25 protein-coding genes are annotated in these 20,669 nt (G+C 65.3%); 24 read left to right on the top strand and 1 reads right to left on the bottom strand.

Going from position 1 to position 20,669, the window contains the following annotated elements:
* The first annotated feature begins 21 nt into the window (after nucleotides 1-21).
* The 23 genes from mlaD to AC1DK4_RS08785 all read left to right on the top strand — a co-directional run bounded on the left by mlaD (nucleotide 22) and on the right by AC1DK4_RS08785 (nucleotide 18,186).
* On the top strand, nucleotides 22-540 hold the full coding sequence (gene mlaD / locus AC1DK4_RS08895) for an outer membrane lipid asymmetry maintenance protein MlaD (protein WP_441618021.1): 519 nt from the start codon (nucleotides 22-24) through the stop codon (nucleotides 538-540).
* A complete protein-coding gene (locus AC1DK4_RS08890) occupies nucleotides 537-1,364 on the top strand; it encodes an MlaA family lipoprotein (protein ID WP_441618023.1) in 828 nt (275 codons plus the stop codon). Before mlaD ends, AC1DK4_RS08890 begins: the two co-directional genes overlap by 4 nt.
* Nucleotides 1,365-1,581: 217 nt before the next feature.
* Complete coding sequence (locus AC1DK4_RS08885; protein WP_441618172.1) at nucleotides 1,582-2,205, top strand: MlaC/ttg2D family ABC transporter substrate-binding protein; 624 nt, start codon at nucleotides 1,582-1,584, stop codon at nucleotides 2,203-2,205.
* A gap of 49 nt (nucleotides 2,206-2,254) precedes the next feature.
* Nucleotides 2,255-2,668, top strand: a complete 414-nt coding sequence (locus tag AC1DK4_RS08880) for an STAS domain-containing protein (protein WP_441643371.1) — start codon at nucleotides 2,255-2,257, stop codon at nucleotides 2,666-2,668.
* Nucleotides 2,669-2,920: 252 nt separating this feature from the next.
* Complete coding sequence (locus tag AC1DK4_RS08875) at nucleotides 2,921-3,871, top strand: ABC transporter ATP-binding protein (RefSeq protein WP_441618027.1); 951 nt, start codon at nucleotides 2,921-2,923, stop codon at nucleotides 3,869-3,871.
* Between the two features lie 56 nt (nucleotides 3,872-3,927).
* A complete protein-coding gene (locus tag AC1DK4_RS08870; RefSeq protein ID WP_441618174.1) occupies nucleotides 3,928-4,698 on the top strand; it encodes an ABC transporter permease in 771 nt (256 codons plus the stop codon).
* Between the two features lie 68 nt (nucleotides 4,699-4,766).
* The gene (locus tag AC1DK4_RS08865) at nucleotides 4,767-5,021 is read left to right on the top strand and encodes a BolA family protein (RefSeq protein ID WP_441643370.1); all 255 of its coding nucleotides are present in this window, start codon (nucleotides 4,767-4,769) and stop codon (nucleotides 5,019-5,021) included.
* A gap of 185 nt (nucleotides 5,022-5,206) precedes the next feature.
* The gene (gene murA, locus AC1DK4_RS08860) at nucleotides 5,207-6,457 is read left to right on the top strand and encodes a UDP-N-acetylglucosamine 1-carboxyvinyltransferase (protein ID WP_477131478.1); all 1,251 of its coding nucleotides are present in this window, start codon (nucleotides 5,207-5,209) and stop codon (nucleotides 6,455-6,457) included.
* 50 nt (nucleotides 6,458-6,507) lie between these two features.
* The gene (gene hisG, locus AC1DK4_RS08855) at nucleotides 6,508-7,170 is read left to right on the top strand and encodes an ATP phosphoribosyltransferase (protein WP_006159652.1); all 663 of its coding nucleotides are present in this window, start codon (nucleotides 6,508-6,510) and stop codon (nucleotides 7,168-7,170) included.
* A 51-nt stretch (nucleotides 7,171-7,221) separates the two neighbouring features.
* Complete coding sequence (gene hisD / locus AC1DK4_RS08850; RefSeq protein WP_441618033.1) at nucleotides 7,222-8,559, top strand: histidinol dehydrogenase; 1,338 nt, start codon at nucleotides 7,222-7,224, stop codon at nucleotides 8,557-8,559.
* A 96-nt stretch (nucleotides 8,560-8,655) separates the two neighbouring features.
* Nucleotides 8,656-9,756 carry a histidinol-phosphate transaminase gene (hisC, locus tag AC1DK4_RS08845; protein ID WP_441618035.1) on the top strand — a complete coding sequence of 367 codons (1,101 nt, stop codon included), beginning with the start codon at nucleotides 8,656-8,658 and terminating at the stop codon, nucleotides 9,754-9,756.
* 4 nt (nucleotides 9,757-9,760) lie between these two features.
* A complete protein-coding gene (gene hisB / locus AC1DK4_RS08840; protein WP_441618037.1) occupies nucleotides 9,761-10,354 on the top strand; it encodes an imidazoleglycerol-phosphate dehydratase HisB in 594 nt (197 codons plus the stop codon).
* Between the two features lie 153 nt (nucleotides 10,355-10,507).
* Complete coding sequence (locus tag AC1DK4_RS08835) at nucleotides 10,508-11,131, top strand: MarC family protein (protein ID WP_477116335.1); 624 nt, start codon at nucleotides 10,508-10,510, stop codon at nucleotides 11,129-11,131.
* Entirely contained in the window at nucleotides 11,128-11,781 is a 654-nt protein-coding gene (gene hisH / locus AC1DK4_RS08830) for an imidazole glycerol phosphate synthase subunit HisH (protein ID WP_441618041.1), read from the top strand. The genes AC1DK4_RS08835 and hisH overlap by 4 nt, the downstream gene beginning before the upstream one ends.
* Nucleotides 11,782-11,874: 93 nt before the next feature.
* On the top strand, nucleotides 11,875-12,621 hold the full coding sequence (gene hisA, locus AC1DK4_RS08825) for a 1-(5-phosphoribosyl)-5-[(5-phosphoribosylamino)methylideneamino]imidazole-4-carboxamide isomerase (protein WP_441618043.1): 747 nt from the start codon (nucleotides 11,875-11,877) through the stop codon (nucleotides 12,619-12,621).
* Between the two features lie 76 nt (nucleotides 12,622-12,697).
* On the top strand, nucleotides 12,698-13,468 hold the full coding sequence (hisF, locus tag AC1DK4_RS08820; protein ID WP_441618045.1) for an imidazole glycerol phosphate synthase subunit HisF: 771 nt from the start codon (nucleotides 12,698-12,700) through the stop codon (nucleotides 13,466-13,468).
* Between the two features lie 23 nt (nucleotides 13,469-13,491).
* Entirely contained in the window at nucleotides 13,492-13,899 is a 408-nt protein-coding gene (hisI, locus tag AC1DK4_RS08815) for a phosphoribosyl-AMP cyclohydrolase (RefSeq protein WP_441618047.1), read from the top strand.
* The gene (locus tag AC1DK4_RS08810) at nucleotides 13,896-14,273 is read left to right on the top strand and encodes a phosphoribosyl-ATP diphosphatase (RefSeq protein ID WP_441618049.1); all 378 of its coding nucleotides are present in this window, start codon (nucleotides 13,896-13,898) and stop codon (nucleotides 14,271-14,273) included. Before hisI ends, AC1DK4_RS08810 begins: the two co-directional genes overlap by 4 nt.
* A 220-nt stretch (nucleotides 14,274-14,493) precedes the next feature.
* Nucleotides 14,494-14,850, top strand: coding sequence for a histidine triad nucleotide-binding protein (locus AC1DK4_RS08805; RefSeq protein WP_441618051.1), 357 nt, complete (start codon nucleotides 14,494-14,496; stop codon nucleotides 14,848-14,850).
* Nucleotides 14,851-15,033: 183 nt separating this feature from the next.
* Nucleotides 15,034-15,267 carry a Sec-independent protein translocase subunit TatA gene (tatA, locus tag AC1DK4_RS08800; protein ID WP_441618052.1) on the top strand — a complete coding sequence of 78 codons (234 nt, stop codon included), beginning with the start codon at nucleotides 15,034-15,036 and terminating at the stop codon, nucleotides 15,265-15,267.
* Nucleotides 15,268-15,385: 118 nt separating this feature from the next.
* Nucleotides 15,386-15,898, top strand: a complete 513-nt coding sequence (gene tatB, locus AC1DK4_RS08795; protein WP_441618054.1) for a Sec-independent protein translocase protein TatB — start codon at nucleotides 15,386-15,388, stop codon at nucleotides 15,896-15,898.
* Nucleotides 15,899-16,052: 154 nt separating this feature from the next.
* Nucleotides 16,053-16,850, top strand: a complete 798-nt coding sequence (gene tatC / locus AC1DK4_RS08790) for a twin-arginine translocase subunit TatC (RefSeq protein ID WP_441618056.1) — start codon at nucleotides 16,053-16,055, stop codon at nucleotides 16,848-16,850.
* A gap of 244 nt (nucleotides 16,851-17,094) precedes the next feature.
* Nucleotides 17,095-18,186 (top strand): porin, encoded by a 1,092-nt coding sequence (locus AC1DK4_RS08785; protein ID WP_441618058.1) that lies wholly within the window; start codon nucleotides 17,095-17,097, stop codon nucleotides 18,184-18,186.
* Between the two features lie 503 nt (nucleotides 18,187-18,689).
* On the opposite strand, the gene AC1DK4_RS08780 is transcribed toward AC1DK4_RS08785, so the two are convergent.
* Nucleotides 18,690-19,886, bottom strand: a complete 1,197-nt coding sequence (locus AC1DK4_RS08780) for a Do family serine endopeptidase (protein WP_441618060.1) — start codon at nucleotides 19,884-19,886, stop codon at nucleotides 18,690-18,692.
* 19 nt (nucleotides 19,887-19,905) lie between these two features.
* Between AC1DK4_RS08780 and AC1DK4_RS08775 the strand changes: the two genes are divergently transcribed.
* A complete protein-coding gene (locus AC1DK4_RS08775) occupies nucleotides 19,906-20,652 on the top strand; it encodes a Nif3-like dinuclear metal center hexameric protein (protein ID WP_441618062.1) in 747 nt (248 codons plus the stop codon).
* Nucleotides 20,653-20,669: the final 17 nt, after the last annotated feature.

The following is a 20,669-nucleotide window of genomic DNA, read 5'->3' as shown; positions in this document are numbered from 1 at the left end:
TACTTGAAGAAGAGACGAGAGATGAAAAGAAATACCCTCGATTTCTGGGTTGGTCTGTTTGTGGTGGCGGGCTTTGTCGCGCTGCTGTTCCTGGCGCTGAAGGCCGGCAATATGAGCTCGCTGTCGTTCCAGGACACTTACGCCGTGCAGGCGCGCTTCGACAACATCGGCGGCCTCAAGCCGCGCGCGCCGGTCAAGAGCGCCGGGGTGGTGGTGGGCCGTGTGGTGGACATCCGCTTCGACGACAAGACCTACCAGGCCACCGTGTTGATGAACCTGGAAAAGCGCTACCAGTTTCCCAAGGACACCTCGGCCAAGATCCTCACCTCGGGCTTGCTGGGCGAGCAGTACATCGGCCTCGAGGCGGGCGGCGACACGGCCATGCTGGCCGAGGGCGCGCGCATCACCATGACGCAGTCTGCCGTGGTGCTGGAAAACCTGATCGGGCAGTTCCTGTATAACAAGGCCGCGGACGCAGGTGCCGGTGGCAACAACGCGGGCGGGAGTGCGGCCAGCGCCCCCGCAGGGGGGTTGAAATGAGTGGCAAAGGTGTCCCTGCGTGGTGGCGCGGGGGACAGAAGTGGTTGACGGCGGCTGCGGCCGCCTTGTTGATGGCGGGGTGCGCGACGGGCCCGACAGCGAACCCGAAGGACCCTATCGAGCCCTTCAACCGCGAGGTCTCGCGCATCAACGAAGACTTTGACAAGGGCGTGCTCAAGCCGGTCGGCCAGCTCTACGCCGACTTCATCCCGTCGCCGGTGCGCACCGCCATCGACAACGCGTTCTCCAACGTCAGCGACGTCTACTCCGCCGTCAACAACCTGCTGCAGGGCAAGCCCGCGCGCGCCGCGGAAGACACCATGCGCGTGGCGATCAACAGCGTGCTGGGCCTCGGCGGCCTGATCGACATCGCCACGCCGGCCGGCCTGCCGAAATACAAGGAAGATTTCGGCCAGACCCTCGGCGTGTGGGGCGTGCCTTCCGGCCCATACCTGGTGCTGCCGCTGTTCGGGCCGAGCACGGTGCGCGATACCGTCGGCATGCTGGTGGACCGCCAGATGGACCCGCTGGCCTATCTGGATCCGGTGTGGGCGCGCAATACGCTGACCGGGGTGCGCATCGTCAGCACGCGCGCTTCGCTGCTGGGCGCATCCAACCTGATCGAAGAGGCCGCGCTCGACAAGTACACTTTCCTGCGCGACGCTTACCTGCAGCGCCGCGAGTACCAGATCTACGACGGCAATCCTCCGCAAAGCGAAGAGGAGGGCGAGCCTTCGGCGCCACCGGCCGACTCCCAGCAGGAAAATCAGTCGTTGCCTACGCCGCCCGTGCAGATGCCGGGGGGCATCCGCTTCGGCCGCTGAGCCGCTACCCGCTCGCCGGCGCGTGACGACGTGACGCGGCTGTGAGCGCTGCAACAAATTGTTTGAATGTGGCGCCGGAAGCTCTGGTGTCACGAACTCCCCCGGCCCGCCTCGCTCCAACCGGGGCAGGGCCACTACCGGCACTTGAAGCCGGATTGCGCAGGTTGCCGCGCCGCGGCGATTCTTGCGTTTGATTTGATAAGGAAGGACGAAGATGATGATCAAGCGACTGTTGCTGCCTTTTCTCGCCGTAGCTGCCTTTGCCGGGGCTGCCCATGCCCAGACGCAGGATGCCAGCACACCCGATGGCCTCGTCAAGGCCGTGGTCAACGACGTGATGGCGACTGTCAAGACGGACAAGGACATGCAGGCCGGCAATATCGGCAAGATCTCCGCGCTGGTTGAACAAAAGATCCTGCCCAACGCGGATTTCCAGAGGACGACGCAGATCGCCATGGGCCGCAACTGGTCCAAGGCCTCGCCGGAGCAGCAAAAGCAGATCACTGACGAATTCAAGACCCTGCTGATCCGTACCTACTCGGGCGCGATCGCGCAGATCCGGGACCAACAGGTGCAGTTCCGCCCGTACCGCGGCACGGCGGACGACACCGACGCCACCATCCGCACCCAGGTCATCAACAAGGGCGAGCCGATCCAGCTGGACTACCGCCTCGAGAAGACGCCGCAGGGCTGGAAGGTCTATGACATCAATGTGCTGGGTGCCTGGCTGACCGAGGCCTACAAGGGCAGCTTCAACACCATCGTCGGCCAGCAGGGCGTGGACGGCGTGATCAAGACGCTGCAGGACCGCAATCGCCAGCTGGCCAACGCGAAGAACTGAGATGCGCGCCTTGCAGCCTGCGCAAATGGCAGGTTGCGGCGCAGCATGAGTGGGCGAAGTGTTTTACAATGAACGCTCCCGTCCGACCGGCGGGCGCGTTTTTCCACGCCGGAAGCGCGCATACCGCTTCGACCGCCGACATCCCGAATCCTGCCAGATGCTCTCGCTCGACACCTCGCTGACCAACCGGAACGCCGCCACCGTGCTGCGTGACGGACTGGCTCGCCTGGCCCAGGGCGAGGCCAGGGTGGATTGCAGCGCGCTGACGCAGGTCGATTCCGCCGCAGTGGCCGTGTTGCTGGCGTGGCAGCGCGACGCCGCCGGCCGCGGCCAGGCGCTGTCCTTTGTCGGCGTACCGCCGCAGCTGGCCCAGCTGGCCGCGCTGTACGGCGTCGATTCCTTGCTGGAACTGGCGCCCCAGGCCGGCGCCGGCGCGCCGCACACCGCTTCCCACCGACATTGAACCGGCATCCATGGCAGGCCGCCGAGGCGGCACCTGCCACTGCGATGCCCGGGCGATGGCAGCCGCCACGCCTCGTGCTCAGAGCGGGACTGCCCCCGCATCCCCTATAATTCCGGGTTGTTCGACCGTTCCGGCGCAAAAGGCCCGGAGCAGACGCAAGAACCGGTCGAAGCACCCAGGCGGTCCCCGCCATTTCAAGGAGGCCGGCGCGCGAGCCGACAGCCCGCAGCGCCTGCCAAACAGTATCCGGCCATGAAAGCCATCGAACTCACCGACGTTCGCAAGCGCTACCGCAACCTGCAGGCGCTCAAGGGCGTCAGCTTCACTGTCGAGCGCGGAGAATTCTTCGGCCTGCTCGGCCCCAATGGCGCGGGCAAGACCACGCTGATTTCCATTCTCGCCGGGCTGAATCGCGCCGATTCGGGCAGCGTCAGCGTGCTTGGCCACGACGTGGTATCCGACTACCGCCTGGCGCGCCGCATGCTGGGCGTGGTGCCACAGGAGCTGGTCTTCGATCCATTCTTCACGGTGCGCGAGACGCTGCGCCTGCAGTCGGGCTATTTCGGCCTGACCCGCAACGACGACTGGATCGACGAGATCATGGCCAACCTGGATCTCACCAACAAGGCCGACAGCAATATGCGCCAGCTCTCCGGCGGCATGAAGCGCCGCGTGCTGGTGGCGCAGGCGCTGGTGCACCGCCCGCCCGTGATCGTGCTCGACGAGCCGACCGCCGGGGTGGACGTGGAGCTGCGCCAGACGCTGTGGAAGTTCATTTCGCGGCTGAACCGCGAAGGCCACACCATCATCCTCACCACGCACTACCTGGAAGAGGCCGAGGCGCTGTGCGACCGCATCGCCATGCTGAAGTTCGGCGAGGTGGTGGCGCTGGACCGCACCAGCAACCTGCTGAACCAGTTCGCCGGGCTGCAACTGGCGCTGACGCTGTCCAGGGGCACGCTGCCGGCCGCGCTCGAGCCGCTGCGCATGCCCGCCAATCCGGGCGAGCGCGCGGTGCGGCTGCGGCTGTCGGGTTATCCGGCGGTCGAGCCCATCCTGGCCGCCTGCCGCGAAGCTGGCTGCGAGATCGAAGACATGGAAATCAACAAGGCAGACCTGGAAGACGTGTTCGTGCAGATCATGCGACGCGAAGGCCATATGCCGGGTGCGCTGCCGGATACGGCAGTGGAGGCCGCAGCATGAAGATGCCGACCGAATTCGACGGCGGGCGGGACGCCATCAACGCGCACCTGACGCCGATGGCGGTGGGTGGCCTGGTGGGCTTCCGCACGCTGCTCTACAAGGAAGTGCTGCGTTTCTGGAAGGTCAGCTTCCAGACCGTGGCCGCGCCGGTGCTCACGGCGATCCTGTACCTGCTGATCTTCGGCCATGTGCTGGAGAACCGCGTGAAGGTGTACGACCAGATCAGCTACACCGCCTTCCTGGTGCCGGGCCTGGTGATGATGAGCGTGCTGCAGAACGCGTTCGCCAACAGTTCGTCCTCGCTGATCCAGTCCAAGATCACCGGCAACCTGGTGTTCATCATGCTGCCGCCGCTGTCGCACTGGGAGATGTTCGGCGCCTACGTGGTGGCGTCGATCGTGCGCGGCCTGGCCGTGGGCCTGGGCGTGCTGCTGGTGACGGCGTGGTTCGCCAACCTGCATTTCGCCAATATCGGCTGGATCGTGGTGTTCGCGCTGCTGGGTGCGGCGATCCTCGGCACGCTGGGGCTGATCGCGGGCATCTGGGCCGAGAAGTTCGACCAGCTCGCGGCCTTCCAGAATTTCCTGATCATGCCGGCCACCTTCCTGTCCGGCGTGTTCTATTCCATTCACTCGCTGCCTCCGTTCTGGCAGGCGGTGTCGCACGCCAACCCGTTCTTCTACATGATCGACGGTTTCCGCTACGGCTTCTTCGGCGTCTCCGACATTGCGCCGACCTTCAGCCTGGCGGTGGTGGGCACCGCCTTCGTGGTGCTCGCGGCCATTGCGCTGCGGATGCTCAAGAGCGGCTACAAGCTGCGCCACTGAACGCCACTGAACGCCGCCTGACGCCGACCCGCCACGGACCCGCACGCGAACCAACGCCAATACACATCATGCTGCCTACACCGCAACAAGTCAGGGACTACATCGCCCAGGGGCTGTCCTGCGAACACCTCGAAGTGGAGGGCGACGGCCAGCACTTCTTCGCCACCATCGTCAGCGCCCAGTTCGACGGCAAGCGCCTGATCCAGCGGCACCAGCAGGTCTACGCCGCGCTGGGCGACCGCATGCGCGCAGAGATCCACGCGCTCTCGATGAAGACGCTGACGCCGGCCGAATGGCAGGCGCAGGCGGGCGAGGCCAAGTAAGGCCGCGTCCACCGCACAGACAAGCTGGCCGCCCGACAGGCCGGACGTGACAAACAGGGCCGCCCGGCGCGGGCGGCCCGCGGGTACCAGATCCCGTGGCCGTGCGCCTTGGCGCGCTGCAACGGAACGTGACGAACGACGCCGGACGCCAGCTTGTGTTGTGCACCGGCCAGAAACGAGAAAAGATGGACAAACTCGAGATTCAGGGCAATGGCCCGCTGCGAGGCGAGATCCGCGTCTCGGGCGCCAAGAATGCCGCGCTGCCGATCCTGTGCGCGGGCTTGCTGGCGGCCGACACCGTATCGCTCGACAACGTGCCTAACCTGCAGGACGTACGCACCACGCTCAAGCTGCTGCGCCAGATGGGCGTGAAGGCCGAGCAGGACGGCGCGCGCGTCACCCTGAACGGCGCTGACGTCAATTCGCCCGAAGCGCCGTACGAACTGGTGAAGACCATGCGCGCCTCGATCCTGGTGCTCGGTCCGCTGGTGGCGCGCTTCGGCGAGGCGCGCGTCTCGCTCCCCGGCGGCTGCGCCATCGGCGCGCGCCCGGTCGACCAGCACATCAAGGGCCTGCAGGCCATGGGCGCCGAGATCACCATCGAGCATGGCTTCATCCACGCCCGCGCCAGGCGCCTGAAGGGCGCACGCGTGGTGACCGACATGATTACCGTGACCGGCACCGAGAACCTGCTGATGGCCGCCACCCTGGCCGAAGGCGAGACCGTGCTGGAGAATGCCGCGCGCGAACCGGAAGTGACCGACCTGGCGCGCCTGCTGGTCAAGATGGGCGCCCGCATCGAAGGCATCGGCACCGACCGCCTGGTGGTGCAGGGCGTGGAGCGCCTGCACGGCGCCAGCCATTCGGTGATCGCCGACCGCATCGAGGCCGGCACCTTCCTGTGCGCGGCCGCGGCCACGCTGGGCGACGTGGTGCTGCGCGGCGTCTCGCCGGGCATCCTCGACACCGTGCTGGACAAGCTGCGCGAAACGGGCGCCGCCATCGAGACCGGCGAGGACTGGATTCGCCTGCGGATGGGTCAGCGCCCGCAGTCGGTGAGCTTCCGCACCGCCGAGTATCCGGCGTTCCCCACCGACATGCAGGCGCAGTTCATGGCGCTCAACAGCATCGCTGGCGGCGTCGCGCGCATCACCGAGACCATTTTCGAAAACCGCTTCATGCACGTGCAGGAGCTGGGCCGGCTCGGCGCCGACATCGCGGTCGAAGGCAATACCGCGGTGGTCACCGGCGTGCCCAGGCTGTCGGGCGCCAAGGTGATGRCCACCGATCTGCGCGCTTCCGCCAGCCTGGTGATCGCCGGCCTGGTGGCCGAGGGCGAGACCGTGATCGACCGCATCTATCACCTCGACCGCGGCTACGACCGCATGGAAGACAAGCTGTCGGCGGTGGGCGCCAAGATCCGCCGCATCGCCTGAGCGCAAGCGCACGCCACGCGCCCGACAAGAGAGCCAGAACAAGGACACAGATGAGCCCCTCCCCGACCCAGTTGACGCTGGCCCTTTCCAAGGGCCGGATCTTCACCGAAACCATGCCCTTGCTCGAGGCGGCCGGCATCCACGTGACCGAGGATCCGGAAACTTCCCGCAAGCTGATCCTGCCCACGTCCGATCCGGACGTGCGCGTCATCATCGTGCGCGCCTCCGACGTGCCGACCTACGTGCAGTACGGCGCGGCCGATTTTGGCGTGGCGGGCAAGGATGTGCTGATGGAGCACGGCATGGCCGGGCTCTACGCGCCGATCGACCTGAATATCGCCAAGTGCCGCATGTCGGTGGCGACCTCGGCCGGCTTCGACTACGCCAGTGCGGTGCGCCAGGGCGCGCGGCTGGCCGTGGCGACCAAGTATGTGCAGACCGCGCGCGAGCACTTCGCCAAGAAGGGCGTGCACGTGGACCTGATCAAGCTGTATGGCTCGATGGAACTCGGGCCGCTGGTGGGGCTGGCCGACGCCATCGTCGACCTGGTCAGCACCGGCGGGACCTTGCGTGCCAACAACCTGGTCGAAGTGGAGGAGATCGCGCAGATCTCGTCGCGCCTGGTGGTCAACCAGGCTGCCCTGAAGCTCAAGCGCGAGCGGCTGGCCCCGATCCTCGACGCGTTTGAGCGGGCCTCCGCCGCGCTGGCCTGAGGCTGTGAGCGGCATGGAAAGGACTAGGGCATGGACCCGGGGAATGGAGTCATGAACGAGAACGCTATGGAAAACCTGGTAATCCGCCGGCTGGATTCGACCGAGCCGGGCTTCGCCACCGAACTGCGCCAGGTGCTGGCCTTCGAGGCGGGCGAGGACGAAGCCATCGAGCGCGCCGTCGCGCAGATCCTGGCCGACGTGAAGGACCGCGGCGACCCCGCGGTGCTGGAATACACGCAGCGCTTCGACCGCGTCGAAGCCGCTTCGATGGCCGCGCTGGAAATCTCGCAGGCCGAGCTGGAAGCCGCACTCGAAGAGCTCGAGCCCAAGCGCCGCGCGGCGCTGGAGGCCGCGGCGGCACGCGTGCGCGGCTACCACGAGAAGCAGAAGATCGAGTGCGGCAGCCATAGCTGGGAGTACACCGAGTCGGATGGCACCGTGCTGGGACAGAAGGTGACGCCGCTGGACCGCGTCGGCATCTATGTGCCGGGCGGCAAGGCTGCCTACCCCTCGTCCGTGCTGATGAACGCGATTCCGGCGCGCGTGGCCGGCGTCAAGGAAGTGATCATGGTGGTGCCCACGCCGGGCGGCGTGCGCAACGAACTGGTGCTGGCCGCGGCGCAGATCGCCGGGGTGGACCGTGTGTTCACCATCGGTGGCGCGCAGGCGGTGGGGGCGCTGGCCTACGGCACCGCCGCGCTGCCGCAGGTAGACAAGATCGTCGGGCCGGGCAACGCCTACGTGGCCGCCGCCAAGCGCCGCGTGTTCGGCACCGTCGGCATCGACATGATTGCCGGCCCGTCCGAAATCCTCGTGATCTGCGACGGCACCACCGACCCGGACTGGGTGGCGATGGACCTGTTCTCGCAGGCCGAGCACGACGAACTGGCGCAGTCCATCCTGCTGTGCCCGGACGCCAACTACCTGGCCGAAGTGGAGCTGAGCATCCGCCGCCAGCTCGACAGCATGCCGCGCCGCGATGTCATCCGGGCATCGCTGACCGGGCGTGGCGCGCTGATCCGCGTGCGCGACATGGACGAGGCCTGCGAGATCGCCAACGCGATCGCGCCCGAGCACCTCGAGATTTCCGCCGAGAACCCGCGCCACTGGGCCGAGCGGATCCGCCACGCCGGCGCCATCTTCCTGGGGCGCTACACCAGCGAATCGCTGGGCGACTACTGCGCCGGCCCCAACCATGTGCTGCCCACCTCGCGCACCGCGCGTTTCTCGTCGCCGCTGGGCGTATACGACTTCCAGAAGCGCTCGAGCCTGATCGAGGTGAGCGAGCACGGCGCGCAGATGCTCGGCCAGATCGCCGCCGAACTGGCCTACGGCGAAGGGCTGCAGGCCCACGCGCGCAGCGCGGAGTACCGCCTCAGGCGCAACTGAGGTAACTGAGGCCGGGTGGCCGGCGGGCGGGATGCCCGCCGCCGGCCACCCGCAGCCACCAACCGTTTCACCGACACTCACTCAGAGGTAAATCCAATGTCAGCCGTGCAGCCTTCCCTGATCGAACGCATCATCCGTGACGACGTACGCGCCATGGGCGCCTACCATGTGGCGGATTCGCACGGTCTGGTGAAGCTGGACGCCATGGAGAACCCCTACACCCTGCCCGACGCATTGCGCGGGCAGCTGGCCGCGCGCCTGGCCGAGGTGGCGCTGAACCGCTATCCGGTGCCCAGCAGCGAAGCGCTGCGCGCGCGCCTGAAGACGGTGATGCAGGTGCCGGCCGGCATGGACGTGCTGCTGGGCAACGGCTCGGACGAGCTCATCAGCATCCTCGCGCTGGCCGTGGCCAGGCCCGGCGCCAAGGTGCTGGCGCCGGTGCCGGGCTTCGTCATGTATGCCATGTCGGCGCAGTTCGCCGGGCTCGAGTTCGTCGGGGTGCCGCTCAACGCGGACTTCACGCTGGACCGCGCCGCCATGCTGGCGGCCATGGCCGAGCACCAGCCCGCCATTGTCTACCTGGCTTACCCGAACAATCCGACCGGCAACCTGTTCGATGCATCCGACATGGAAGCCATCGTGCGTGCCGCGCAGGGGGAGGTCAGCCACAGCCTGGTGGTGGTGGACGAGGCCTACCAGCCGTTCGCGCAGGACACCTGGATGCCGCGCCTGGCCGAGTTCGGCAACCTGCTGGTGATGCGCACGGTATCCAAGCTGGGCCTGGCCGGCATCCGCCTGGGCTACCTGGCAGGCGCACCGGCATGGCTGTCGCAGTTCGACAAGGTGCGCCCGCCGTACAACGTCAACGTGCTGACCGAGGCCACGGCGCTGTTCGTGCTGGAGCACGTGGACGTGCTCGACCAGCAGGCCGCGCAGCTGCGCGCCGAACGCACCACCGTGGCCGCCGCGCTGGCCGCCATGCCCGGGGTGACGGTGTTCCCCAGCGACGCCAATTTCCTGCTGGTGCGCGTGCCCGACGCCGCGCGGGTGTTCGAAGGCGTGCTCGCACGCAAGGTTTTGATCAAGAACGTGGGTAAAATGCACCCGTTGCTGGCCAATTGTCTGCGCGTCACGGTCAGCACTCCCGAAGAGAACGCGCAATTTCTCGCCGCCTTTGCCGCGGCGTTGCAGGATTAACACCATGCGTGTTGCAGAGGTCACCCGCAATACTTCGGAAACGCAGATCCGCGTTTCCCTGAATCTCGACGGCACCGGCCGCCAGAAGCTGGCGTCCGGCGTGCCGTTCCTCGACCACATGCTGGACCAGATTGCCCGCCATGGCATGTTCGACCTCGAAGTCGAAGCCACCGGCGATACCCATATCGACGACCACCACACGGTGGAAGACGTCGGCATCGCGCTTGGCCAGGCCGTCGCCAAGGCCATCGGCGACAAGAAGGGCATCACCCGCTACGGCCACAGCTACGTGCCGCTGGACGAATGCCTGTCGCGCGTGGTGATCGATTTCTCCGGCCGCCCCGGCCTGGAGTTCCACGTGCCGTTCACCCGCGCGCGCGTGGGCAGCTTCGACGTGGACCTCACCATCGAGTTCTTCCGCGGCTTCGTCAACCATGCCGCGGTCACGTTGCATATCGACAATCTGCGCGGCATCAATGCCCACCACCAGTGCGAGACCGTGTTCAAGGCGTTCGGCCGCGCACTGCGCATGGCGGTGGAGATGGACCCGCGCGCGGGCAATACAATCCCGTCGACCAAGGGCACCCTGGTAGGCTGAATCCGGCCGGCGCCGCCACCCGCGCGCGCCGGCAAGCTAAGCGTTGCCTGCGATAACCTCCGGTCAACGCGGTACCCGATGCAGACCTTGGCGCGAGACGCGTACGATATCCGTGCGCCATTCACGCCAGACCAACGGCCCAGGCCCAACCCGATGGATACGCTCAAGTCGTTCATCTCGCTGCTGGCGCTGATCAACCCGATCGGGGCGATTCCGTTCTTTATCAGCCTGACCAACCAGCAGACCGAGCAGGAAAAGCTGCACACCATCAAGATCGCGTCCATTTCGGTGGCGATCGTGGTGGGTATCTCCGCCTTGCTGGGCCAGCAGATCATCGAGTTCTTCAATATCTCGGTGGCTTCGCTGCAGGTGGGCGGCGGCCTGATCATGATCATGATGGCCATGAACATGCTCAATGCCCAGACCGGCCGCACCAAGGCGACGCCGGAGGAGGAAGATGAAGCCGAAGCCAAGGCCAGCGTCGCGGTGGTGCCGATGGCGCTGCCGCTGCTGACCGGACCCGGTTCGATCAGCACGGTAATCGTCTACGCTGGCAAGACGCAGCACTGGTACCAGTTGCTGATCCTGGTCGGGATCGGACTGGCGCTCGGCGCAGTGGTATATATGACGTTCCGCGCCGCTGACCCGATTGCCCGCGTGATCGGGCGCACCGGCATCAATATCGGCACGCGGCTGATGGGCCTGATCCTGTCGGCGCTGGCCGTAGAATTCATTGTGGACGGGCTGAAGACATTGTTGCCTGTTTTGAAATCATGACTACCATAGCAATTGTGGATTACGGCATGGGCAACCTGCGCTCGGTGGCGCAGGCCTTGCGTGCCGCGGCGCCGGAGGCGGATGTGCAGGTGGTGGACCGCCCCGCGGCGATCCGCGCGGCGGACCGCGTGGTGCTGCCGGGCCAGGGAGCCATGCCGGACTGCATGGCCGCGCTCGGCGCATCGGGTTTGCAGGAGGCCGTGATCGAGGCCGCCGCCAGCAAGCCGCTGCTGGGAGTGTGCGTTGGCGAACAGATGCTGTTCGACCTGAGCAAGGAAAGTAGGACGGCCGGCGGCAGCACCCCGTGCCTGGGCCTGTTGCCCGGCGAGGTGATCCGCTTCGAACTGGAGGGGATGACCCAGCCGGACGGCTCGCGCTTCAAGGTGCCGCAGATGGGCTGGAACCGCGTGCGGCAGGCCCGCTCTCATCCGTTGTGGGCAGGGATACCCGACGAGAGCTGGTTCTATTTCGTGCACAGCTATTTCGTGCATGCGCAGGATCCGGCGCATATTGCCGGCGAGACCGAGTACGGAGTCGTATTTACGAGCGCGGTGGCGCGCGATAATATTTTCGCTACGCAGTTCCACCCTGAAAAAAGCGCCGCCATGGGCTTGCAGATCTACCGGAACTTCGTGCACTGGAATCCCTGATCCTCATATAGTGACTTTACCGGGACCGGGCCGAACGGCCATGCTGGCCTAGGCTCATCTTTCTTCTCTTTCAATCAAACGCTCTTCACGCTTATGTTGCTCATTCCGGCCATCGACCTGAAGGACGGTCAATGTGTACGCCTCAAACAAGGCGACATGGACCAGGCCACCGTCTTTTCCGAAGATCCCGCCGCCATGGCACGTCACTGGGTGAAYCAGGGCGCRCGGCGCCTKCACCTGGTMGACCTCAAYGGSGCGTTCGTSGGCAAGCCCCGCAATGAAGCTGCCATCAAGGCCATCATCGCCGAGGTGGGCGATGAGATCCCGATCCAGCTGGGGGGCGGCATCCGCGACCTGAACACCATCGAGCGCTGGCTCGACGGCGGCTTGTCCTACGTCATCATCGGCACGGCCGCGGTCAAGAATCCCGGCTTCCTCAAGGATGCCTGCACGGCGTTCGGCGGCCATATCATCGTGGGCCTGGACGCCCGCGAGGGCAAGGTCGCCACCGATGGCTGGAGCAAGCTGACGGGCCACGAAGTCGCCGACCTCGCGCGCAAGTACGAGGACTACGGCGTGGAAGCCATCATCTACACCGATATCGGCCGCGACGGCATGCTGCAGGGCATCAACATCGATGCCACTGTCAAGCTGGCGCAGTCGGCGACGATTCCGGTGATCGCCAGCGGCGGGCTGTCCGACCTTGCCGATATCGAACGCCTGTGCCGTGTCCAGAAGGATGGCGTGGAAGGCGTGATCTGCGGCCGTGCGATCTATTCGGGCGATCTCAATTTCGCCGAAGCCCAGGCACTTGCCGACAAGCTCGGCGCCGAGCAGTAAGACAACGCGCCTCCCGCGCGACAATTGCAGCCACCGGCGCCCGCACGTGCAGGCGCCGTGGCGGGCAAGGAATCACATGCTAGCCAAACGTATCATCCCCTGCCTCGACGTGACCAACGGGCGGGTGGTCAAGGGTGTCAACTTCGTCGAATTGCGCGACGCGGGCGACCCGGTCGAGATCGCCCGCCGCTATGACGAGCAAGGCGCCGATGAAATCACATTTCTCGATATCACCGCGACCAGCGACGGCCGCGACCTGATCCTGCACATCATCGAGGCGGTTGCTTCCCAGGTCTTTATCCCGCTGACGGTGGGCGGCGGCGTGCGCGCCGTGGAAGACGTGCGGCGCCTGCTCAATGCCGGCGCGGACAAGATCAGCGTCAACTCCTCGGCCATCGCCAACCCGCAGCTGGTGTCGGATGCCACCGCGCGCTACGGCTCGCAGTGCATCGTGGTGGCGATCGACGCCAAGCGCAGCTCGGCGCCAGGCGAGCCGGCGCGCTGGGAAGTCTTCACCCATGGCGGGCGCAAGGCCACCGGACTGGACGCCGTGGCATGGGCGCGCGAGATGGCCGCGCGCGGCGCGGGCGAACTGCTGCTCACCAGCATGGACCGGGACGGCACCAAGAGCGGCTTCGACCTGGAACTCACGCGCGCGGTCAGCGACGCCGTATCGATCCCGGTGATCGCCTCCGGCGGCGTGGGCGGGCTGCAGGACCTGGCCGACGGCATCAAGCTGGGCCGTGCCGACGCGGTACTGGCCGCCAGCATCTTCCACTACGGCGAGCACACCGTTGGCGAGGCAAAGGCATTCATGGCCCGCGAGGGCATTCCGGTGCGGATCTGAAATCTGGAACACGGCGAACCGACATGGCAAAGAAGTGGCTCAACAAGGTTAAGTGGGACGATAACGGCCTGGTGCCGGTGATCGTCCAGGAAATCGGCTCGAACGATGTACTCATGTTTGCGTTCATGAACCGCGAGGCGCTGCAGCGCACCGTGGAGATTGGCGAGGCGGTGTTCTGGTCGCGTTCGCGCAAGCGACTGTGGCACAAGGGCGAAGAGTCCGGCCACGTGCAGAAGGTCCACGAGATCCGCCTGGACTGCGACGAAGACGTGGTGCTGCTCAAGGTCACGCAGAACGACGGCATCGCCTGCCACACCGGGCGGCACTCATGCTTCTTCCAGAAGTTCGAGGGCGATACCGACAACGGCGACTGGCAGACCGTGGAACCGGTGCTCAAAGATCCGTCCACCATCTACGCGGCCAAGCCATGAGCGACACGCAAGCAAGCAGCACCGACGTGCTGGCGCGCCTGGCTGCGGTGCTGGAATCGCGCAAGCCCGAGAATGGCGGCGATCCCGACAAATCCTATGTGGCGCGCCTCTTCCACAAGGGCGACGACGCCATCCTGAAGAAGATCGGGGAGGAAGCCACCGAGACCGTGATGGCGGCCAAGGACGCGCGCGCCGCCGGGCTGGGCGAGGAAGCCGTCGGCAAGGTGGTCTACGAAGTGGCCGACCTGTGGTTCCACAGCATGGTCCTGCTGGCGCGCTTCGGGCTGGAACCGGCTGACGTGGTCAATGAGCTGGCGCGCCGCGAAGGGCTGTCCGGGCTCGAGGAAAAGGCGCGCCGCGAGCCCGGCGCCTGAACCTGAGGATATCGCGGCAGGAACGCGGCGGGAGCGGTGCGGCGCACGCATCGGATGCCGACCGGCTCGCCAGCCTGCGCAAGCTCACGCATAAGCTGTGTGCACTGTGCGCTATATTATGGGTGGCCGGCGGCTTCGCCGATCGGTTCCTGGCAGGCCGCGGCGGGGGCGCCTCGTGGCGCACTGCGCGGCTCGATTTGCGGCACGCAATGAAATTTTCATGAATTCAAAGCAAAATTGCATCTTCTGCCGGATCGTGGCCGGCGAGCTTCCGTCGAACAAGGTCTACGAAGACGACGAAATGCTGGCTTTCCACGATATCCACCCGAAAGCCCCGGTACACTTCCTCGTTATCCCCAAGGCGCATGTCGATTCGCTGGCCGATTGCGGAACCGGCGAGAGCGCTGTGCTTGCTAGAATGATGTTGAAGGTGCCGGAGTTGGCGCGTGCTGCAGGCTGCGGGAACGGTTTCCGGACGGTGATCAATACCGGCCCGGATGGCGGGCAGGAGGTCTATCACCTCCACCTGCACGTACTTGGCGGCCCGCGCAACCAGTGGAAGGTGCCGCTGCCCTGATCCCGACGCCCAGGTCCTGAGGACCGGCGTCGCGCCAGGCTTGCAGCCAAACCATGCAGGACCGCGGGCCGGACGTCCACGGTCAGACGCCATGCCGGCAACCGTCGCCCGGCATGGCCTTCAGTGACGGAACAACGAGCCGGGGTGGCAAGGCGCCGCCCCCGGCTTCATCAGGAGCAGAAAATGGGTTCGTTTAGCATTTGGCACTGGCTCATCGTGCTGGTGATCGTCATGCTGGTTTTTGGTACCAAGAAACTGCGCAATATCGGCCAGGACCTGGGCGGCGCCGTGAAGGGCTTCAAGGACGGCATGAAGGACCCCAATGGCGAAGACGCCGCGGCAGCCGCGCCGGCCAAGGAACTGCGCGACAGCACCACCATCGACGTGGAAGCCAAGGAAAAGTCGCGCCAGCAGTAAGCGCGATGCGATCCTTGCCGGCTCATCCGATGTCATCCCACCCGCCAGCAGTGCCAAGCCTGCGTGAGGTCCCGCGCGCCACGGGACTTGGCGGCGGCACCTCCCTTTCGACGCTCGCATGATCGATCTCGGCATTTCCAAGCTTGCACTGATCGGCGCGGTGGCGCTGGTGGTGATCGGTCCCGAGCGGCTGCCGAAAGTGGCGCGCACGGTCGGCGCCCTGGTCGGCCGCGCGCAGCGCTATATCAACGACGTCAAGGCGGAAGTCAGCCGCGAGGTCGAACTCGACGAACTGCGCAAGATGCGCACGGAGTTCGAGGATGCCGCGCGCGATGTCGAGCGCACCATCCACAAGGAAGTGCACGAGCACACCCAGTCCTTCAACGATGCGCTGTCCGGCACCGATGCCGGCACCGCGCCGGGCGGGGCGGCCGTGGACAGCGGCTATGTGCCTTCCTGGGATACGGCGCACAAGCTCCATAACGGCCGCAAGAGCTGGCGCGTCAAGCAAGGCGCGCGGCCGCTGTGGTTCAAGCGCCAGCACAATGTCCGCGTATGGGCGCAATCCGGCGCCGCGCGCGTCAAGCGCCACCGTCCCGCCACCGGTCCCGCACGCTCTTTCTTCGATTGAGCATGACCGGGTCTGCCAACACGCCGGTACCCGGCCGGCTGTCGCTGTCGTGCGTTCGGACTTGCGCTCCGACATGCGCTCCGCGCCGGCGTAACATCGCCGATTTTGTCACCGATTTTTCGATGCCAGCCCGCCGGGCTGAGCGGTCCACGCCATGAGCGACTCCCGTTCCCAAGATCCCCAAGACCCGCAGGACGAAGGCCAGCAGGAAACCTTCATCTCTCACCTGGTGGAGCTGCGCTCGCGCATCGTCAAGGCTGCCTCCGGCGTGATCCTGGTCTTCGTCTGCCTGGTCTACTGGGCACCGAATATCTTCAACCTGTTCGCCCGGCCTCTCATGGAGTCGCTGCCCAAGGGCGGCAGGATGATCGTCACCGACGTGACCGGCTCGTTCTTCGTGCCGATGAAGGTCACGCTGCTGGTGGCCTTCCTGGTCGCGTTGCCATGGGTGCTGTACCAGATCTGGCAGTTTGTCGCGCCCGGCCTGTACCAGCATGAGAAGCGGCTGATTGTCCCGCTGGTCAGCAGCAGCTACTTGTTGTTTATCTGCGGCGTGGCCTTCGCCTACTTCCTGGTGTTCCCCACGGTGTTCCATTTCATGGCGCACTACAACGCCCCGCTGGGGGCCGAGATGTCGACGGACATCGATAAATACCTCAGCTTCGCCATGACCATGTTCCTGGCGTTCGGCATTACCTTCGAGGTGCCCGTGGTGGTGATCGTGCTGGTGCGCTTTGGCGTGGTCGAGCTGGAAAAGCTCAAGCAGATCCGCCCCTATGTGATCGTCGGCGCCTTCGTGATCGCCGCCGTGGTGACACCGCCCGATGTGCTGTCCCAACTGCTGCTGGCCGTGCCGCTGGTAGCACTTTACGAGCTGGGACTGATCATGGCCCGCTTCACCTCGCGACCCGTCGCGGCAGACCCGGCAGCCAGCGAAGCGCAGGCGGACTGAGAACGCGTACCGCTTCGGAAGCAAAGCTTGGGGGCGCAACTTTTGCACCAAAACGGTGAAAATGCGCTTCCAGGCTGTTGCGACATCACAACAAAATCCCCCGCAATCCACGGTTTACGACGAAAAAGCCTTCTGGCGGCCGGGGGGGCTGACCCATAATACGCAGCAGACGTGAGGTAAATGCGTCGCCCAAGCACTTGGGCAAGCCAAGATTTCCCAATCAGTTGACAAGGAAAGTGTCGATATGAAGATGAAACTGTTTGCAGCCGCTGTCGCTGCCCTGGCCGCTGGTGGTGCGTATGCCCAATCGAGCGTGACCCTGTACGGCGTTGTTGACGCTGGTATTGAATACACCAACAAGAACGCAACTACCAACGGCAACCACAACCTGTTTGCCTTGCAGTCGGGCAACCAGTCCGGTTCGCGTTGGGGCCTGCGTGGCGTGGAAGACCTGGGCGGCGGCCTGAAGGGCATTTTCGTCCTGGAAAGCGGCTTCAACGTTGACAACGGTACTTCGGCTCAAGGCAATCGTCTGTTCGGCCGTAACGCCTACGTCGGCCTGCAGAGCCAGTACGGCACGTTGACCCTGGGCCGCCAGCAGACCACGTTCTATGATTTCGGCCTGATCTATGATCCGATGGCCATTTCGACCCGTTACAGCATTACCGCGACGGCTCCGGAATTCGCTGCCCGCGCCGACAATACCGTCAAGTACACCGGCACTTTCGGTGGCCTGACCACTTCGGCCTTCTACAGCTTCAACAACAACAACCAAGAGGTTGCGGGTAACTTCACCAACGGCCGCGAGTACGGCTTCCTGGCGAGCTACGCTGCAGGCCCGTTCTCGGTTGGTGCTGCTTATGACCAATCGAACGTCTCGACGGCAACTCTCAACAACGGCAATCAGCTGATCCGTCGCGCGACCATCGCTGGCACCTACGCATTCGGTCCGGCCAAGGTCTACGCTGGCTACCGCTACGCTCACGCTTACAACAACGTGGCCCTGCCGGGTGCTTCCGGCGTGCTGAACACCGCCTCGAACCTGGGTTGGGTTGGTCTGGGCTATCAGCTGACCCCGGCTTTCTCGCTGTCGGGCTCCGCTTACTACCAGAACCTGCGTAACGCCAAGGCTAACCCGTGGCAGTTCGTGACGACCGCCGACTACGCGCTGTCGAAGCGTACCGACTTGTACGCCTCGGCTACGTACATCCTCAACAAGGGTGGCAATTCGGCTCTGAGCGTGAATGGCTTCAACGACCAAATTACGTCTGGTCCGACCGTCCAAACTGGTGGCAACCAGTTCGGCGGCATCGTTGGTGTTCGCCACAAGTTCTAATTTAGCGCGGGCGTAAGCTCGCTCTAGATTGGCTTGAACTCAAAACGCCGGCATCCGCAAGGATGCCGGCGTTTTGTTTTTGGCGCCCGGGGCACGGCTGTCTGCTGTCGCCTTTGTCCGGCTTCGCGACGGGGCAGGGCGCATTCCCGTATCGTGCAAGCTGACTACCCATGGGCCAGCGCCGGCGGACAGCGTGGCGGCCTGGATGGCATGCCGGCCAGGCGGGAGGGGCCGGCCGTGGCGCTCAATCGCTCTTGCGCAGCCGGCTGCTTCCCGGGCCCGCGCGTCGCTCCCGGCTTCGATGCACAGCTTTTGCGCGATTTCGTTCACGTAGCCGCCGGGACTGCCGTGAGCGCAGCACCGGGTACGCTTTCGCGGCTTCAATGCGCCGAAGCCGGCATCGGCAAGCGCAGCCAGCACTGCCACCCCGGAAACAAAAAACCCCGCCACGAAAGGCGGGGTCAGGCAAGGCTCAGGCCGGGCGGGCGCGGCTGCGCGGCGGCTTATTCCTCCTCATCGAGCGGCATCGCGCGGCGCGGCGGCGGGGGGCGCTTGCCGATCATGACTGCCAGCTCGATCGGCTTGCCACGGCGCACCACCTTCATCTTGATTTCCGCGCCCGGCTTGAGCTGGGCGATGGCATTGAGCAGAGCGGTAGTGTCGGTGATGGTCTGGCCATCGACGGAGACCAGCACATCGCCCGGCTTCACGCCGGCCTTGTCGGCCGGGCCACCCTGGACCACGGCGGCGATCAGGGCCCCTTCCTTGGCTTCGAGCCCGAACGACTCGGCGATCTCCGGCGTCATGTCCTGCGGTTCCACGCCGATCCAGCCCCGCGTCACCGTGCCGGTGGAGATGATCGATTCCATCACCTGCTTCGCGGTCGACACCGGAATGGCGAAGCCGATGCCCAGCGAGCCGCCCGAGCGCGAATAGATGGCGGTATTGACGCCCAGCAGGTTGCCTTGCGCATCGACCAGCGCACCGCCCGAATTGCCCGGGTTGATGGCAGCATCGGTCTGGATGAAGTTCTCGAAGGTGTTGATGCCCAGGTGGCTGCGGCCCAGCGCCGACACGATGCCCATGGTCACGGTCTGGCCGACGCCGAACGGGTTGCCGATGGCCAGCACCACGTCGCCAACCTTGACGTTCTCGATCCGGCCCAGCGTGATCGCGGGCAGGTCCTTCAGCGTGATCTTCAGGACGGCCAGGTCGGTTTCCGGATCCGAGCCAACCACCTTGGCATTCGCCTTGCGGCCGTCGGTGAGGGCCACCTCGATCTCATCGGCGCCGTCCACCACATGGTGGTTGGTTAGAATGTAGCCTTCCGCGCTGACGATCACGCCCGAGCCGAGGCTGGATACCGGTTCCTGCCGTTCCGGGAGGCGGTCGCCGAAGAAGAACCGGAACCATGGATCTTCCGCCTGCGGGTTGTTGGGTGTGCGCTTGCTGCCATTCTTGCTGGTGAAGATGTTCACCACCGCCGGCATCGCCTGCTGCGCCGCGTCGCTATAGGAGCCCTGCGCCGAGGAACCCGCAATGTTGGGCACCACCTCCTTCAGCGCGACGATCGGCGACCCGGATTGCACGGCCACCCGGCCGCGTTGCAGCCATTCCGGTTTTAGCGTGGCCACGACGAACCACACGGCCAGCACGACGGTGACAGCCTGAGCAAAGAACAGCCAGAATCGGCGCAACATATTGGAGTTTGGGCAGAAAATGAAAACAAAAGATCTTGAATTGTACTTGAACGACCTGCTTCAGGTCCCTCGATACAAAGACTATTGCCCGAACGGATGGCAAGTGCAAGGCCGCCTTGAAGTGGAAAATATCGTCACCGGCGTGACCGCGAGCCTGGCATTGGTCGAAGCCGCCATCGAGGCGGGTGCCGATGCCATTTTGGTTCATCACGGTTATTTCTGGAAAAACGAAGACGCCCGCGTAATCGGCCAAAAACACGCCCGCCTGAAACGCCTGCTCGGGGCCGATGTGAACCTGCTGGCTTATCACCTGCCGCTCGATAATCATCCGGAATTCGGCAATAACGCCCAGCTCGGCTTGCAATTAGGATTTACACCCACCGGTCGATTTGGCGACGACCAGCTCGGCTGGACCGGCACCCTGCCGCAACCCATGCCGCTCGCCGCGCTGGCCGCCCACGTGGGCGGCGTGCTCGAGCGTGAACCGCTCGCCATCGGCGATCCCGAGCAAATGATTCGCACGGTGGGCTGGTGCACCGGCGGTGCCCAGGGCTATTTCGACGGTGCCGTGGCAGCCGGCGTGGATGCCTACCTGAGCGGCGAGATCTCCGAGCAGACCACCCATCTCGCGCGCGAGAGCGGCGTGGCCTACCTGGCGGCCGGGCATCATGCCACCGAACGCTACGGCATCCGCTCGCTCGGCGAGCACCTGGCGCAGCAGTTCGGCCTGCGCCATACCTTCATCGATATTCCGAACCCGGTCTGACAGCGGCGGGGCGCGGC

This window comes from Cupriavidus sp. 05N38, assembly GCF_056397345.1.
This window is presented reverse-complemented; position numbering and strand designations above follow the sequence as displayed.

Coding starts and splice junctions, on each gene's coding strand:
- AC1DK4_RS08870 (WP_441618174.1), top strand. CDS start 3,928: ATGGCGGTGGGTGGCCTGGTGGGCTTCCGCACGCTGCTCTACAAGGAA.
- AC1DK4_RS08835 (WP_477116335.1), top strand. CDS start 10,508: ATGGATACGCTCAAGTCGTTCATCTCGCTGCTGGCGCTGATCAACCCG.
- AC1DK4_RS08805 (WP_441618051.1), top strand. CDS start 14,494: ATGAATTCAAAGCAAAATTGCATCTTCTGCCGGATCGTGGCCGGCGAG.
- hisI (WP_441618047.1), top strand. CDS start 13,492: ATGGCAAAGAAGTGGCTCAACAAGGTTAAGTGGGACGATAACGGCCTG.
- AC1DK4_RS08885 (WP_441618172.1), top strand. CDS start 1,582: ATGATCAAGCGACTGTTGCTGCCTTTTCTCGCCGTAGCTGCCTTTGCC.
- mlaD (WP_441618021.1), top strand. CDS start 22: ATGAAAAGAAATACCCTCGATTTCTGGGTTGGTCTGTTTGTGGTGGCG.
- hisG (WP_006159652.1), top strand. CDS start 6,508: ATGAGCCCCTCCCCGACCCAGTTGACGCTGGCCCTTTCCAAGGGCCGG.
- AC1DK4_RS08785 (WP_441618058.1), top strand. CDS start 17,095: ATGAAGATGAAACTGTTTGCAGCCGCTGTCGCTGCCCTGGCCGCTGGT.
- AC1DK4_RS08810 (WP_441618049.1), top strand. CDS start 13,896: ATGAGCGACACGCAAGCAAGCAGCACCGACGTGCTGGCGCGCCTGGCT.
- hisB (WP_441618037.1), top strand. CDS start 9,761: ATGCGTGTTGCAGAGGTCACCCGCAATACTTCGGAAACGCAGATCCGC.
- AC1DK4_RS08890 (WP_441618023.1), top strand. CDS start 537: ATGAGTGGCAAAGGTGTCCCTGCGTGGTGGCGCGGGGGACAGAAGTGG.
- AC1DK4_RS08780 (WP_441618060.1), bottom strand. CDS start 19,886: ATGTTGCGCCGATTCTGGCTGTTCTTTGCTCAGGCTGTCACCGTCGTG.
- tatA (WP_441618052.1), top strand. CDS start 15,034: ATGGGTTCGTTTAGCATTTGGCACTGGCTCATCGTGCTGGTGATCGTC.
- tatC (WP_441618056.1), top strand. CDS start 16,053: ATGAGCGACTCCCGTTCCCAAGATCCCCAAGACCCGCAGGACGAAGGC.
- tatB (WP_441618054.1), top strand. CDS start 15,386: ATGATCGATCTCGGCATTTCCAAGCTTGCACTGATCGGCGCGGTGGCG.
- AC1DK4_RS08775 (WP_441618062.1), top strand. CDS start 19,906: ATGAAAACAAAAGATCTTGAATTGTACTTGAACGACCTGCTTCAGGTC.
- hisD (WP_441618033.1), top strand. CDS start 7,222: ATGAACGAGAACGCTATGGAAAACCTGGTAATCCGCCGGCTGGATTCG.
- AC1DK4_RS08875 (WP_441618027.1), top strand. CDS start 2,921: ATGAAAGCCATCGAACTCACCGACGTTCGCAAGCGCTACCGCAACCTG.
- hisH (WP_441618041.1), top strand. CDS start 11,128: ATGACTACCATAGCAATTGTGGATTACGGCATGGGCAACCTGCGCTCG.
- hisF (WP_441618045.1), top strand. CDS start 12,698: ATGCTAGCCAAACGTATCATCCCCTGCCTCGACGTGACCAACGGGCGG.
- AC1DK4_RS08865 (WP_441643370.1), top strand. CDS start 4,767: ATGCTGCCTACACCGCAACAAGTCAGGGACTACATCGCCCAGGGGCTG.
- hisC (WP_441618035.1), top strand. CDS start 8,656: ATGTCAGCCGTGCAGCCTTCCCTGATCGAACGCATCATCCGTGACGAC.